At 49.4% G+C, this 13,916-nt stretch carries 13 protein-coding genes and 1 riboswitch; of the genes, 6 read left to right on the top strand and 7 right to left on the bottom strand.

From position 1 onward, the window contains the following. The first annotated feature begins 170 nt into the window (after positions 1–170). Both metA and RTV33_RS03855 read left to right on the top strand, forming a co-directional pair. Positions 171–1,085 carry a homoserine O-succinyltransferase gene (metA, locus tag RTV33_RS03860; protein ID WP_312641740.1) on the top strand — a complete coding sequence of 305 codons (915 nt, stop codon included), beginning with the start codon at positions 171–173 and terminating at the stop codon, positions 1,083–1,085. 14 nt (positions 1,086–1,099) lie between these two features. Next, positions 1,100–1,531 (top strand): DUF2500 domain-containing protein, encoded by a 432-nt coding sequence (locus RTV33_RS03855; protein WP_396327215.1) that lies wholly within the window; start codon positions 1,100–1,102, stop codon positions 1,529–1,531. Positions 1,532–1,625: 94 nt separating this feature from the next. Here RTV33_RS03855 and RTV33_RS03850 read toward each other — a convergent pair whose 3' ends face one another. After that, on the bottom strand, positions 1,626–2,561 hold the full coding sequence (locus tag RTV33_RS03850; RefSeq protein WP_312641738.1) for a polysaccharide deacetylase family protein: 936 nt from the start codon (positions 2,559–2,561) through the stop codon (positions 1,626–1,628). 64 nt (positions 2,562–2,625) lie between these two features. After that, positions 2,626–3,216, bottom strand: a complete 591-nt coding sequence (locus tag RTV33_RS03845) for a folate family ECF transporter S component (RefSeq protein WP_312641736.1) — start codon at positions 3,214–3,216, stop codon at positions 2,626–2,628. A gap of 66 nt (positions 3,217–3,282) precedes the next feature. Continuing rightward, positions 3,283–3,380, bottom strand: a riboswitch (THF riboswitch). Positions 3,381–3,607: 227 nt separating this feature from the next. Between RTV33_RS03845 and RTV33_RS03840 the strand changes: the two genes are divergently transcribed. Both RTV33_RS03840 and RTV33_RS03835 read left to right on the top strand, forming a co-directional pair. Beyond that, on the top strand, positions 3,608–4,624 hold the full coding sequence (locus RTV33_RS03840; protein ID WP_312641734.1) for a substrate-binding domain-containing protein: 1,017 nt from the start codon (positions 3,608–3,610) through the stop codon (positions 4,622–4,624). Between the two features lie 20 nt (positions 4,625–4,644). Further along, positions 4,645–5,607: an ROK family protein gene (locus RTV33_RS03835; RefSeq protein ID WP_312641731.1), complete on the top strand. Its 963-nt coding sequence runs from the start codon at positions 4,645–4,647 to the stop codon at positions 5,605–5,607. A gap of 51 nt (positions 5,608–5,658) precedes the next feature. Here the strand turns inward: RTV33_RS03835 and RTV33_RS03830 are convergent, their stop codons facing one another. From RTV33_RS03830 to RTV33_RS03810, 5 genes are all read right to left on the bottom strand, one after another. Continuing rightward, positions 5,659–6,327, bottom strand: a complete 669-nt coding sequence (locus tag RTV33_RS03830) for a sigma-70 family RNA polymerase sigma factor (RefSeq protein WP_312641729.1) — start codon at positions 6,325–6,327, stop codon at positions 5,659–5,661. Beyond that, positions 6,320–6,766, bottom strand: coding sequence for an anti-sigma F factor (gene spoIIAB, locus RTV33_RS03825; RefSeq protein WP_312641727.1), 447 nt, complete (start codon positions 6,764–6,766; stop codon positions 6,320–6,322). Before spoIIAB ends, RTV33_RS03830 begins: the two co-directional genes overlap by 8 nt. Beyond that, positions 6,763–7,083, bottom strand: a complete 321-nt coding sequence (locus RTV33_RS03820) for an STAS domain-containing protein (protein WP_312641725.1) — start codon at positions 7,081–7,083, stop codon at positions 6,763–6,765. The genes spoIIAB and RTV33_RS03820 overlap by 4 nt, the downstream gene beginning before the upstream one ends. Positions 7,084–7,327: 244 nt before the next feature. Beyond that, entirely contained in the window at positions 7,328–8,632 is a 1,305-nt protein-coding gene (locus RTV33_RS03815; RefSeq protein ID WP_312641723.1) for a folylpolyglutamate synthase/dihydrofolate synthase family protein, read from the bottom strand. Between the two features lie 94 nt (positions 8,633–8,726). Continuing rightward, positions 8,727–11,357: a valine--tRNA ligase gene (locus RTV33_RS03810; RefSeq protein WP_312641721.1), complete on the bottom strand. Its 2,631-nt coding sequence runs from the start codon at positions 11,355–11,357 to the stop codon at positions 8,727–8,729. A 376-nt stretch (positions 11,358–11,733) separates the two neighbouring features. Between RTV33_RS03810 and RTV33_RS03805 the strand changes: the two genes are divergently transcribed. Further along, entirely contained in the window at positions 11,734–12,501 is a 768-nt protein-coding gene (locus RTV33_RS03805; protein ID WP_312641719.1) for a DeoR/GlpR family DNA-binding transcription regulator, read from the top strand. A 244-nt stretch (positions 12,502–12,745) separates the two neighbouring features. Continuing rightward, positions 12,746–13,813, top strand: coding sequence for a BMP family protein (locus RTV33_RS03800; protein ID WP_312641717.1), 1,068 nt, complete (start codon positions 12,746–12,748; stop codon positions 13,811–13,813). Positions 13,814–13,916 lie beyond the last annotated feature (103 nt).

Below are 13,916 nucleotides of genomic sequence, written 5' to 3'. Positions count from 1 at the left end.
TGACAGCTTTATTATATTAACATAGCCCCAAAGGTTTGTCAACACTTATTTTGCATTTTCTTTGCAACTATTTTACAAACCTGCTTTTTCTATTGAAATGCGCAGAAACGCCCATTATAATAAGAGTAGTTTTAAAGCGTATCTATACTTATATAGTAAGGAGCACTATTATGCCGATTAATATTCCCGATTCTCTCCCTGCCGGTCGAGTACTGGAACAGGAGAATATCTTTGTTATGAATGAAGCGCGTGCGATGCATCAGGATATTCGTCCTCTACGCATCGCCATTCTTAATTTAATGCCAAAAAAGATTGAGACTGAAACCCAGTTGCTGCGCTTACTGAGTAATTCGCCGCTTCAGGTGGATGTGGAGCTGCTGCTGACCGCGAGCCATGCATCCAAAAACACCCCCGCAGAGCATTTGCTCAAGTTTTACAAAACATTTGAGGATGTCAAGGATCAACGTTTTGACGGTCTCATCATCACGGGCGCGCCGGTAGAACAAATGCCCTTTGAAGAGGTTGACTACTGGCCAGAGCTGTGCCGTATTATGGAGTGGAGCAAAACCAATGTGTATTCCACCTTCCATATTTGCTGGGGTGCGCAGGCAGGGCTGTACTATCATTACGGTATTGGTAAACACCCACTTGAATCCAAGATGTTCGGTATCTTTCAGCACCGCAACCTCTGCCCCAATCATATGCTAATGCGTGGCTTTGATGAAACGTTTGTCGCACCCCACTCCCGCCATACCGGCATCTCACAGGAGGACATCACCGCGGAACCGCGTTTGGAGCTGCTGTCCTGCTCCGACATTGCAGGCCCTTATCTGATTGCGAGCCGCGACAACCGCCGCATTTTTGTGACGGGACATTCGGAATATGACCGTGACACCTTACAGAAGGAGTACACCCGCGACATTGATAAGGGTCTGTCCATTGATGTACCGGTAAATTACTTCCCCGGTGACGATCCGGCGCACACTGTTCCCTATCAGTGGCGCAGCCACGCACACTTATTATATAGTAACTGGCTCAACTATTTCGTCTACCAGGCAACTCCGTTTGACCTTGGTCAACTGTAGAAAGGAGCTTTTATATGTTTGGCAATTCTTTTGGTGGCGGCTTCGGCGACCCATTCGGTGGGCCTTCGATCATGTTTTCTATTGTCCCTATCATTGTCGGCATTGGGTTTATCGTCGTGTTTGCTATCTTTATCATCAGTGCCGTTAAGGGTGTGTCGCAGTGGAATAAGAACAACGTCTCCCCCCTGCTGACTGTCGACGCAAAAATCAGCGGTAAGCGCGCCGATACCTCAGTGCGTCATCATCATCACGATGATAACATGGCGATGAGCCACACCACCTCGTCCACCAGCTATTATGTTACCTTTGAGGTGGAAAGCGGAGATCGCATGGAGTTTTCGGTGGAATCACACGAATATGGAATGCTCGCTGAGGGCGATACCGGTAAGCTGACCTTTCAGGGGACACGATATAAGGGGTTTAAAAGGGCTCCGATTACATACTAAAAACAGAGCGCAGACGTCAATGTCTGCGCTCTGTTTTTTCTTATATGGAATTATGCTCATTCATCTAATGTGTGTGTATCTTCTGTGCCCTCTTTTATTTCTTTTTCACAGGTGCCCTTGCTTTTTCAAAAATCGACTGTAAGTCGGTGCCGTGCGGGCGGTTGAAACGGTTTAGATGATAAAGCTGCTCCACATCATCCGTAAGATAATTAAACTTTTCCTGGCAGGTGAGAGCTGCCTCAAAGCCCATCTCTTTAATGATAGGCAGTGCTTCCTTGCTGATTTGCCCAAACGGATAGGTAAATGTACTGGGGTAGCTACCAAGATATTCGTAGCATTTCTCCTGCAGTTTGCCTACATCTCCTGTTAGCGTTTTTTTATAGTCAGCATCGCTCTCGCCTTTTTTCTTTTTGGAACCGTGTCTGCCGTTTACGTTGACATGCATGTTGTAGCTGTGGTTTCCAATTTCTACAAGCCCACTGTCCTGCATCTCTTTGAGCTGTTCCCATGTACAGTGTGAATAGCGGATGTGATGGTCATCCACCTCAGAATACTGGTCGGCGTATATCCCCACCACCGAAAGCACCGCTTTATAGCCGTACTCCTGCAATATGGGGTAGACGTATTCGTAAAAGCTTTCGTATCCATCGTCAAATGTAATGATAATCGGACGCGTGGGCAGTGCGGTACCCTTAGTCACATAGGCAATTACCTCCGCCATAGATACAGGGGTATAGCCGTTTTTCTTCAGATAGTCGAGATCCTTACGAAATTCATCGGGTGAGATCGTATACTTGTTAAGCCGCGACTGCTCTTTGAGCATGTGATGATACATCACAATAGGCAGCTCCATTTTGCCTGACTGCTCCGGCACTTCGGCTGCTTCACTTTTGCTCTCATTTGTTTCAAGCTGAGCATCAACCGTCATTGTTTTATATGCCAGCTGCAGCCCATGGATGCAAAGGGAAAGCAACGCGACCGATAAAATCAGTATTAAAGGAAGCATGCACCGGTCAAGTAGGTTCTTCAAAGACACATCACATCGTTTCCATCATAGTGTTTTACTATATGAAACGGACAAGGTATGATATGACTTAAACAAAAGGAATTCTCTTGGTATCTTGCTTGGGAATCAGCCCGCGGCTCCCTATTACGGGCAGCAGCATTTGGAAAAACAGGACGAGCAGCAATACCTCAAGCGGGAGCAGCAGGGTATTTTTGACGATACTTTTCGCCATGTAGTAGTAAAAGCCCTTACCATAGAGAATCGCACTCCACAACGAGCCCAACCCCACATTGATAAACAGGTTGATGCAAAACTTACAAAAAAAGATGCGTACAACCGTAATCCGTGCGCGGTAGAAAAAAAGCGCGTACACCAGCCCGCTTAGAATAGCGGTGACGGTGTAGCCGGGGAAAAATCCACCCGAGGGGTGTACAAAATACCCCAGAATATCGCTGGCAAAACCCGACAGCATACCGACAAACGGTCCATAAATCAGCGAACCGAGCGCGGGCACAAAAAAACTAAAATAAATGCGCAGGTTATCACCCAATGGAATGAAAAAAGTGCTCACGACAATACGAAGCCCTACAAACAGTGCGGCAATTGCCAGCACACGTAGGATTTTCAGCTCCTGTGCGGCTAATTTCCAGTAGCGCACAGAAAAAGGCGTTTTGAACATAAAAAATCCTCCTCTAAAAATAGTGTCACCATGTGCCACATAGAGGAAGACAAAGCCCCAGTATGTAGCAGCGGGATGCGACGTCTGCACCGCAAGGCTTGCTTTTCGTCTGTTCGGCAACTCCCCGTCCGAACAGCACTTAACGCACAGACATCTACTCTGCTAATCAAAGGTATATTTAACTAGTACAGCTATTGTAACACTCAACTTTTCTTTTTTCAAGTGCCTTTTTTGTTTCATCTTGCCTTGTTACCTAAGGCATACGCGCAACAACAGAAAATCGTGTGGTTTTTTTAGTTTTCTCTCGACAATGTCGCGGCAATATAATATGATAGTAAAGTATAAAATGTGCTTTTAAACAATAATACTTACAGCAAGGAGTCTACACCGCATGAAGAAGCTTTTGACATTAATACTGGCGGGCGCATTGTGCCTGTCCCTTGGTTCCTGTAAAAAAAGTGAGCCCTCGCAAAGCAGCAGCAATAGCAGCAGTGGAGGTGGCGATACTCCAGCCTACCACATTGCGGCAGTGTTGCCCAAAAGTGATGTGTATGCTGCACAAATCGTGGCCGGCGGGCAAGCCGCTGTAAAGGCAGCGGGGCTAAACGTTACATTCGAATACCTTTATACGGGCAGTTCAAGCGAAACGGAATTGCTTTCGGGGCTTGACACCACTGCCTACCAGGCCGTACTCGCATACCCCATGGGCGGCGAAGCCTCCATTGCAGAGCTCAGCCGTTTGCAGGCAAAAGGGTTACCTGTTGCTGTTGTGGGCGCACCGATTACTAAAAACGATTTTGCAGTTGGTGTTTTTTGTTCAGACCAGTACAAGCTGGGCGAAGCGGCAGGCGTACAGGCAAAAAAATATATCGATGCAAAGCTTAAGGGCAAAGCCGGCATTGCGGTTCTGGAACACAACGCAAAAAATTTGACCGAAAGCACCCTGCGCCTCAACGGCTTTCTGGATCAGATTAAGGACAGCAAGGACGTATCACTCGTCAGCGATATGGAGGCGGCAACGCCCGAGGAAATGGCAGAACAGTTGGCAGCATACTTTAAAGAAAAGGGCGACAACGCCGCAGATATTATCTACTGCACCAACGCAGATGCAACGGTTGCCGCGCACAATGCAATTGTTAAGGCCGGGCGCAAGGGCAAAACAGCGGTGCTTGGTGTTGAAGCAGACAAGGCTGTAACTGATATTTTGAAAAGCAGTGATAGTACGGTAGAAGCCGTTGCTGCGCAAGATTTTTGGCAGATGGGCTACGACGCTGTAAGCACGCTGATGGATGCAGTACAAAATAGTTCAGACAGCGCAGGCAGTACCGAGGTACTCGAGCCTGTGGTACTCACCCAAGGTGACTCCGCCGGTCTGGACGAATATATTCGTAAAATAACTGAGAAATAAATAAGAAAAGAGGATTTATCATGAAATACTATGTTGGCTCCGACCTTGGCGGCATGAGCATGAAAATTGGCGTGGTGGATGAAAACTACAATATTATTGCCACTGCAAAGCATGATACCAATGTAGCGGGCGGTGCGGAGACAATTGCCGCGGATATGGCAAAAACCATTTTAGAGGCAGTGCAAAAGAGCGGGCTCACCTTAGAACAGATGGAATACATCGGCATCGGCTCACCCGGCACGGTGAACAAGAGTACCGGCTGTATCGAATACTCCAACAACCTTCGCTTCTACAATGCACCGTTTGCCTCTTATATAGAAAAGGCGCTCGGCAAAAAAGTGTACATGGATAACGACGCAAACGCCGCAGCCCTTGGTGAGGCATTGGCTGGCGCCGGCAACGGCTCAAAAAATGTGATTTGCATCACACTTGGCACCGGTGTTGGTTCGGGCATCATCATCGACGGTAAAATTTTTGCAGGTACCAACTATGCAGGCGGCGAATTTGGCCATAGCGTCATCGTTTACGGCGGCAGACCCTGCACCTGCGGGCGCAATGGCTGCTTTGAGGCGTATGCCTCTGCTACCGGGTTGATTAAATTGACCAGAGAAACCATGGAGGCAAACAAGGAAAGCGTGATGTGGGATATTTGCGAGGGCAAAGTAGAAAATGCCAACGGCAAAACCGCGTTTGATGCGATGCGCGCGGGCGATGCGAGCGGTAAAGCGGTTGTGGACGAGTACCTTAATTATCTCGGCTGCGGTATTACCAATGTCATCAACATCTTCCAGCCCGAGGTGCTTTGTATCGGCGGCGGCATCTCTAAGGAGGGCGACACCCTGCTAAACCCCGTAAAGGAATATGTGGAGCGCGAATGCTTCACCACCGAGTTCACAACACCCAAACCAAAAATCGTCATTGCCAAGCTCGGCAACGACGCAGGCATCATCGGCGCGGCTATGCTTGGACGGGCGGATAAATAAAAAAAGGCTCTGTGATGATCATCACGGAGCCTTTTTTATCGTAGTTCGCTGCTATCCCGTTAACTCCTGCCTCAACTGGGTTAATATCTTTTTTTCGCGCCGCGAAACCTGTACCTGCGTCATACCCAACAACTCGGCGGTTTGGGTTTGGGTCTTCCCTCCAAAATAGCGCAGCACAATCAATCGGCGGTCACCGGCTTCAAGCTGCCCTACCACCTGCTTGAGTGAAATGGAATCCGCCATCTCCTCCTCAGGCGAATCGACCGGGATATCAATCTGCCCGCCACCCTCCTCATCGCTTTCGGTCAGCGAAATGGGCGGTGCCGCGGCAGAAATAGCCTCGGCAATTTCTGCGGGGTCGCGCTCCAACAGTTCGGCAAGCTCGCCAATGGTAGGCTCTCTGCCCGTTTTGGCGGCAAGCTGCTCACGAGTACGCATGGTTTTCAGCGACAGCTCTTTGAGCGTGCGCGACACCTTAACGCTGCCGCCATCGCGGAACAATCGTCGCATCTCACCCAATATCACAGGCACGGCATAGGTAGAAAAACGCACGCCCCTGTTCCAGTCAAACGCATCTACCGCTTTTACCAACCCCATGCAGCCTGCCTGAAACAAATCGTCGTATTCCATTCCTCTGCCTTTAAATTTATGGGCGCAGGCATGCACCAGCCCCATATTGCTTTCAATCATCTGCTCTCTCGATACCATGCATTCAGGCATTCTTTGCTCCTTTAGACAACAGCTTTTTGGTAAGTACCACGCTTGTACCTTTTTCGGGCCTGGATGTTACCCGAACTTTATCCATAAAGCTCTGCATTACCGCAAATCCAAGCCCCGCGCGCTCGCCCGTGGTGCAGGTGGTAAACAGTGGTTCCATCGCCTGCTTAATATCGGGGATGCCGCAGCCCTGATCGCGTATTTTAATGGTCAAAACATTGTCCTCATAAAGTTTTGCGTGTATGTAAATCTGCCCGATTTCGTCCTGGTAGCCGTGGACGATGCAGTTGGTAACCGCCTCGCTGACCGCAGTTTTAATGTCGGCAAGCTCATCAATGGTGGGGTCGAGCTGTGCCGCAAACGCCGAAACAGCTGCCCGTGCAAAGCCTTCGTTCGCGCTCTTCCCGGGAATTTGCAGCTTCATTTCGTTGATCATCTTCATTTTTTTGTTCCTCCGTCCATTACTGCAATTCTGTCCAGCCCTGCAAGGCGCATTACCCGTTTAATCGGCGAAGAGAGCCCCCGTAGCTCCAGCGTGGCACCGCTGCCCTCCAGCAGCTTATACCGCCCCATCACCAAACCGATGCCCGAGCTGTCCATAAACGTTACGCCGCGAAAATCAAGAATTACCTTGGCCGGCGAAACCCGCCCGATTGCCGCATCAATCTCTTCGCGCAGCTCACCCGCGCTGTGGTGGTCGATTTCACCGGTGAGATATGCCTCCACCACGCCATCGTCTGTTTCTATGCTGATCGCCATTACGATTGCTCCTTTTGCTGTGAATTTTTAATATCCTTGTATCTTTTTTATCGGTCACTAACCGTAGGCTTGTCCCACTCGCCTAAGATAAACCATGCTCGTGGCCGAATACGGTAAAAGCAATGCAGCAAGCCTTGTCCAAAATACGAACGTCCGGCTGCCGAAAATAGAAAAAAACTCCTTACCAAACATGATAAGGAGTTCTTTGTGCATTTCTGCGCGAAATATGTCCGCAGATATTGTCTTATTCTGTTGCTTTACGGCTTTGCACTGTGTATTCCAGCAGCTGCGGGCGTACCTGTGCCGCAAGGTAGAGCGAACCGCAAACCACAAGCACGTCGTCTGCGCACAAGTTTTCCACCGCGAGGTGTAGTGCCTGTGGAATACTCTCATAGCTTTGCACGTCGGCACAGTGTATTTTTGCAGTTTCTGCAAGCTCTGCAGCAGGCAGCGCGCGCGCGCTTTGCGGTGTAACCGCAATAAACCGCGCAGCATGTCGTGCGATGCACGCCGCCGAATGCTTCCAATCTTTATCTGTAAGCATCCCCATCATCACCGTGATTTTATGCTCGCCCAATTGCTCCAGCACCCGTTCGAGCACCTGAGCACCCGAGGGGTTGTGAGCACCGTCCAGTACAATCAGCGGTTTATCGCTGAGCAGCTCCATCCTTGCAGGAAAACGCGTGCTTGCAATACCTTGCACAATATCGCTGTCCTTTATTCCAAAACCCTGGGCACGCAGTTGGCGGCAAATTTCCACCACCGTTACTGCATTGTAAACCTGGTGCTCACCCGCAAGTGAGGGGGTAATCTCCAAATCACCATAGCAAAAGCATGTACGAAACAAAGCTTCGCTTCGCATGGTAATGCTGTTCACATTGGGCTGAATCAATGTGCTGCCTTTTTGCGCACATTGCTCCATAATGGTACTGAGCGTATCAATCTCCTGCAACGGGTAGCAAACCGTCACCCCACCTTTGATGATACCGCATTTTTCGAATGCAATTTGACTTACGGTATCGCCGAGAATCGCGGTGTGGTCAAGGCTGATCGACATAATCACCTGCACCAGCGGCGGGTCAATCACGTTAGTTGCATCAAACCGCCCTCCAAGCCCTACCTCAAGGCATACGATATCGCACCCTCGCCTTGCAAACCATTCCAGTGCGATTGCGGTCACAACTTCAAATTCCGTTGGGGCGTACCCGCAGGTTTCGTTTTCCATTGCGTCGCAGTGTAGCTTCACCTGCGCCGTAATCTGCGCCAGCTCCTCCTCCAAAATCATCTCACCATCAATTTGCATGCGCTCTCGAAAGCACAGCACAAACGGTGAGATATATTGCCCTGTTTTGTACCCTGCATGGCGTAAAACGTTAGCGGTCATTGCCGTGGTGCTCCCCTTGCCGTTGGTGCCCGCAATGTGCACAAATTTGAGTTTTTTCTGCGGGTCTCCCATACGGCACATAAGCTCGGCCATTCGCTCAAGTGTAGGTTCCCCGCAAAAGCGTTTGCGCGAGTGGATATAGGTGAGGGACTCCTCGTAAGTCATACAGTACCTCCTAAAAAAGCGGGATGGCCGAAGCCACCCCGCCTTACGGTTATTATGCCTCCGCAGTTAAGTTAAATAAGCTGCAAGCTCATCATCAGGCATTGCCTGCCATAGCGCGGATGCTCTCTTCAATCTTTGCATGGCGCTCTTTGAGCTTGTCGAGTTTTGCCTTCTCGGCATCTACAACATTTGCGGGTGCTTTCGCCAAAAAGCCCGGATTCTGCAGCTTGCCCTCGAACATTGCAATGTCTTTCTCGCAGATTTTTCTCTCTTTTTCCAAACGGGCAAGCTCCTTCTCTTTATCGATCAGCTCGTCCATAGGGATGAATACGCGTGCGGAATCGGTGATAACCTGCACCGCCCCCTCAATCTGCTGCTTTTCTGCAACACCGACATGCGATGCGGATGCAAGACGCTCGATGAACGCTCTGCACTGCTCAAAGCTCTCGGTAAACTTGGTTTCGATGTATACACTCGCTTTTTTGCTGGGCGGTACATTCATTTCAGCGCGGCGGATACGGACAGCCTTGATGACCGCCATAATGCGTTCAAACTCCTGCTCTTCGGCAGCAAAGTTAAGCTCCTCTTTGTACTCCGGCCATTTTGCCACCATAATGCTCTCACAGTCGTTGGGCAGCGCCTGCCAGATTTCTTCAGTGATAAACGGCATAAACGGGTGCAGCAGCTTGAGCGTACCGGTCATGATATAGACAAGCACCTTCTGTGCATCCTTTGCAGCTTCGCCGCCCTCTTGAATGCGTGCTTTGGTAAGCTCGATGTACCAGTCACACATAATATCCCAGATAAAATCGTACAGCTTTTGCACCGCAATGCCCAGCTCGTACTTGTCGAGGTTCTCGGTGACATCCTTCGCTAGGGTGTTGAATTTGCTCAGCACCCATTTGTCCTCAATGTTCAGTGTGGCGGGCAGCTCAGGTGTTACAATCTCATCCGAAAGGTTCATCAAAATAAAGCGTGTTGCATTCCACAGCTTGTTTGCAAAGTTGCGGCTTGCCTTTACCTTTTCCTCCGCGAAGCGCATATCGTTGCCCGGGCTGTTGCCGGTAGCAAGCATAAAGCGCAGTGCGTCCGCGCCGTAGGAATCGATGATCTCCAGCGGATCGATGCCATTGCCAAGCGATTTACTCATCTTGCGCCCCTGTGCATCGCGCACGATACCGTGGATGAACACCGTATCGAACGGCACTTCGTTCATCTGCTCCACACCCGAGAATATCATTCTGGCAACCCAGAAGAAGATGATGTCATAGCCCGTCACCAGCACATTTGTGGGGTAGAAGTAATCCAGCTCGGGGGTTTTATCGGGCCAGCCAAGTGTAGAAAACGGCCACAAGGCAGAAGAAAACCAGGTGTCCAGCGTGTCGGGGTCTTGCGTGAGCTTCTGGCTGCCGCATTTCGGGCAGGTGTCGGGCGCTTCGCCTGCAACCACCAGTTCACCGCAATCGTCACAGTAGTAGGCGGGGATGCGATGCCCCCACCACAGCTGACGCGAAATGCACCAGTCCTTGATGTTTTCCATCCAGTGGAAGTAGATTTTATCAAAACGCTCGGGAATAAACTTGGTTTCGCCGTCGCGCACCGCTTTGCAGGCAGGCTTTGCAAGCGGCTCCATCTTTACGAACCACTGCTTGGAGACACGGGGTTCCACTACCGTGGCACAGCGGTAGCAAGTGCCGACGTTATGGGTGTAATCCTCGGTACGTACGAGGTATCCACCTGCTTCGAGGTCGGCGACAATCGCCTTGCGTGCGGTAGTTCTGTCCATACCCGAATATTTTCCCCAGCCCTCTTCTATGTGGGCGTCGGGGGTGAAGATATTGACGATCGGCAGGTTGTGGCGCAAGCCCACTTCAAAATCGTTGGGGTCATGCGCGGGGGTAATTTTTACAACACCCGTACCAAAATCCATCTCAACATAGTCGTCCGCCACAACGGGAATTTCTTTGTCCACCAGCGGAAGGGTGACGGTTTTGCCCACCAGCTTTTTGTAGCGTTCATCGTCAGGGTGCACCGCCACCGCGGTATCGCCCAGCATGGTTTCAGGGCGGGTAGTGGCAACCTCAAGGTAGCCGCTGCCGTCCGAAACCGGGTAACGGATATGCCAGAACGAGCCTGCCTTCTCCTCGTATTCCACCTCGGCCTCAGAAATTGAGGTAAGGCAGTGCGGGCACCAGTTGATGATGCGCTCGCCGCGGTAGATGAGCCCCTTATCATACAGGTTTAAAAACACCTCTTTTACCGCTTTGGAACAGCCCTCATCCATGGTGAAGCGCTCGCGCTCCCAATCGCAGGATGAACCCAGTTTTTTAAGTTGCTCTACAATTCTGCCGCCATAGGTTTTCTTCCATTCCCATGCGCGCTCTAAAAACTTTTCTCTGCCGAGGTCATCTTTCGAAAGGCCTTCTCCCCGCATCGCTTCTACAATCTTCGCCTCAGTTGCAATCGACGCATGGTCAGTTCCCGGCATCCACAGCGCCTCGTAGCCTTGCATGCGCTTCCAGCGGATGAGAATATCCTGCATGGTATTATCCAAAGCATGCCCCATGTGCAGCTGGCCGGTAATGTTCGGCGGGGGCATAACAATCGTATATGGTTTTTTATCGGGGTTTACCTCGGCGTGAAAGTATCCGCCATCCAGCCAAAATTGGTAAGTGCGGTCTTCCACCTGCTTGGGGTCGTAAACTTTTTCAAGCTCTTTTCTCATTGTTTTCCTCCTGTGCGGTCAGTCAGCCATGTATAAGGCCTATATGCCGCAGTAATTTGCCCATGTGGCGGGGTTTCCCCGCGGGCAGCATGTGGCGAGTCTCTCAAAAAACGCCCTTCCACCTGCCACGAACGGTGGAGCAGCGTGCAAAACGGTTGTTTTTTATTATATCTGTTTTACCAGGCAATATCAAGTACGTAGATGAGCAGATGTTGCCCTTTCTTTTGCCTGTTTCTGTTTGCAAAATAAATTTAAACCGTAATATTTTCTCTGCTTTTGCCCTTTTGCTTGACAGAATTACCTTTGTTGGCTATGATAGGGAAAAACGTAAGTTTTGTGGTATGTTGTGGAATTCAAAAAACAGGGGGCTTTTCCGATGCTTTCATTGCAAAGGCGCAACGAAATCAAAAACATTGTTCTTGAAAAAAAGACGGTAACGGTTGCAGAGATTGCCAAACGTTTTGGCGTAAGCAACGAAACAGTGCGGCGCGATTTTGAAGCCTTGGAGGAAAGTGGTTTTCTTACCAAAACCTATGGCGGGGCCGTTCTGCAAAACAAAGTGAAAACACAAATCGCACATCAGGTACTGGAAAGCCTGTTTGTGGAGGAAAAACAGCGCATTGCACGCAAGTGCGCTGAAATGATCCACCCCGGGGAATGTATCTTCATCGATTTTTCCACCACAGCATACCAGATATGCAACGAAATTGAACAAATGAAGATCACGGTGATGTCTAACTCCCACAACGTCATCCATCGCCTTTCAGGCAACCCAAACCTCAGCCTGCTGTGCACCGGCGGTAACCTAGACCTCACCACCTTCAGCTTTTTCGGGCGCAACGCCGTTAAGTTTCTTTCCAGCTACCACCTCGACACCGCATTTGTTTCGTGCTGCACCATGAGCATGGAAAAGGGCCTCAGCGACCGCAATGAGGAAGAAGCCGAAATGCGCCGAGCTGTAATTGAAAACGCCGACAAGGTGTTTCTGGTGGTGGACCACACCAAGCTTGACCGTATTTCGTTTATACACACCTGTGATTTTGAACATATCACCGCAGTAATCACCGACAAGCCGCTTAGCGAAAACTGGCGCACCTTTTTAAGGCAAAAGAAAATAGCAATTTATGAATGCACCAATAACTAAAAAACAGGCAGATTTTTATCTGCCTGTTTTTTTATTGCATCAAAAAAGTCATACCTCATATCAATATCGGTTTTGTATAAAATGACGACAATAAACCAAAAAAACCAAACAAAACTCCAAAAATTATTAATAATGCCAAAAAACACTTGCAAAAAACCACACAGATGTTAGAATGATTTTGCTAGAAACCCTCAAGAGACCATAAAATTACACAAACACTGGTAATTCTAAGGAGGAACAAAAAATGAAGAAAATTCTTGCACTCATTCTCGCAGTAATCATGGTGGCAACGGTATTTGCCGGCTGCGGCGCTAAACCGGTAGAATCTGTCGCACCCGAATCAGAATCGGCCCCCAGTGAGAGCCCCGCTCCCGTAGGGAAAGACCCAAAAGACCTCAAAGTTATTTTGATCTGCGACAAAATCGGCACCAACCCCTTTTTAACCCAGATGCAGACCGGCCTTGACAATATGAAAGAGAAATACGGCCTGTCTACCTCCATTGTAGAATGTGCAGATGCTTCCGTGTGGGAAGACAACATCCGCGCTGCGGTTCAGGAGCAGAATGACCTTATCATCGTAGCAGGCGGGCAGGGTGCAGATCCCATCAGTGCAGTTGCTACCGAGTTCCCTGATGATGCTACCTATGTTATGGTCGACGTTAAAACCGATAACCCCAATGTAAAATCCATTACCTTTAAAGAGCAGGAAGGCGCTTACCTCATTGGTATGATTGCCGGCCTGGTAAACAAAACCGATAAATTCGGTGCTGTTCACGCAAACGAAGGCCAGAGCTCTTACAAATGGCGCTGGGGCTACATGGAGGGTGTTAAGGCAGTTCGTCCGAACGCTGAATTTATATTTAACTACACCAACTCCTACACCGACGCCGCAAAAGCAAAAGAGTTTGCTCTGCAGCAGGCTGCAGCAGGCTGTGGCTTTATCAATGCAGCTTCTGCTGTAGCAGATTTCGGTACCTTTGAGGCTGCTTTGGAAAAAGGCTTCTACACCTCCGGTCAGGATCAGGACAGAACCAGTCCCGACAACAAAAATATCATTACCACTCAAATTAAAGATACCGCAGTGGTAATTGAAAAGATTGTTACCGAGTTTGTGGAAGGCTCCCTCACCATGGAGGCTGAGAGCTACGGCATTAAAGAGTATGCTATCGGCGCACTGTATATTACCAGAGACAGTAAGAACCCAAGAAATACCGAGGTACTTACCGATGAGATCGTCGCACAGGTAAAAGAGGCTGCTGATAAAATTATTGAAGGCGAGATCGTATTGGAAGTTCCTATGGAAGGCAAATAAACCTCTCGATCTGACAAAGCAATAGATGTTGGGACGAAGAGGCGGAGAATGACTAAACAATCCGTCTCTTCGTCTTTTTCTAATCGTTTTCGTACCCTCCCCC

Origin of the sequence: Hydrogenoanaerobacterium sp. (assembly GCF_032017025.1) — a bacterium.
GTDB lineage: Bacteria > Bacillota > Clostridia > Oscillospirales > Ruminococcaceae > Hydrogenoanaerobacterium.
Note: the sequence above shows the minus strand (reverse complement) of the source record. Positions and strands in the feature narration are given on the sequence as shown.

Excerpts from the sequence above, each read along its gene's own strand:
- RTV33_RS03800 (WP_312641717.1), top strand. The coding sequence starts at position 12,746 with ATGAAGAAAATTCTTGCACTCATTCTCGCAGTAATCATGGTGGCAACG.
- RTV33_RS03815 (WP_312641723.1), bottom strand. The coding sequence starts at position 8,632 with ATGACTTACGAGGAGTCCCTCACCTATATCCACTCGCGCAAACGCTTT.
- RTV33_RS03830 (WP_312641729.1), bottom strand. The coding sequence starts at position 6,327 with ATGCCTGAATGCATGGTATCGAGAGAGCAGATGATTGAAAGCAATATG.
- metA (WP_312641740.1), top strand. The coding sequence starts at position 171 with ATGCCGATTAATATTCCCGATTCTCTCCCTGCCGGTCGAGTACTGGAA.
- RTV33_RS03820 (WP_312641725.1), bottom strand. The coding sequence starts at position 7,083 with ATGGCGATCAGCATAGAAACAGACGATGGCGTGGTGGAGGCATATCTC.
- RTV33_RS03840 (WP_312641734.1), top strand. The coding sequence starts at position 3,608 with ATGAAGAAGCTTTTGACATTAATACTGGCGGGCGCATTGTGCCTGTCC.
- RTV33_RS03845 (WP_312641736.1), bottom strand. The coding sequence starts at position 3,216 with ATGTTCAAAACGCCTTTTTCTGTGCGCTACTGGAAATTAGCCGCACAG.
- RTV33_RS03855 (WP_396327215.1), top strand. The coding sequence starts at position 1,100 with ATGTTTGGCAATTCTTTTGGTGGCGGCTTCGGCGACCCATTCGGTGGG.
- RTV33_RS03805 (WP_312641719.1), top strand. The coding sequence starts at position 11,734 with ATGCTTTCATTGCAAAGGCGCAACGAAATCAAAAACATTGTTCTTGAA.
- RTV33_RS03810 (WP_312641721.1), bottom strand. The coding sequence starts at position 11,357 with ATGAGAAAAGAGCTTGAAAAAGTTTACGACCCCAAGCAGGTGGAAGAC.
- spoIIAB (WP_312641727.1), bottom strand. The coding sequence starts at position 6,766 with ATGAAGATGATCAACGAAATGAAGCTGCAAATTCCCGGGAAGAGCGCG.
- RTV33_RS03835 (WP_312641731.1), top strand. The coding sequence starts at position 4,645 with ATGAAATACTATGTTGGCTCCGACCTTGGCGGCATGAGCATGAAAATT.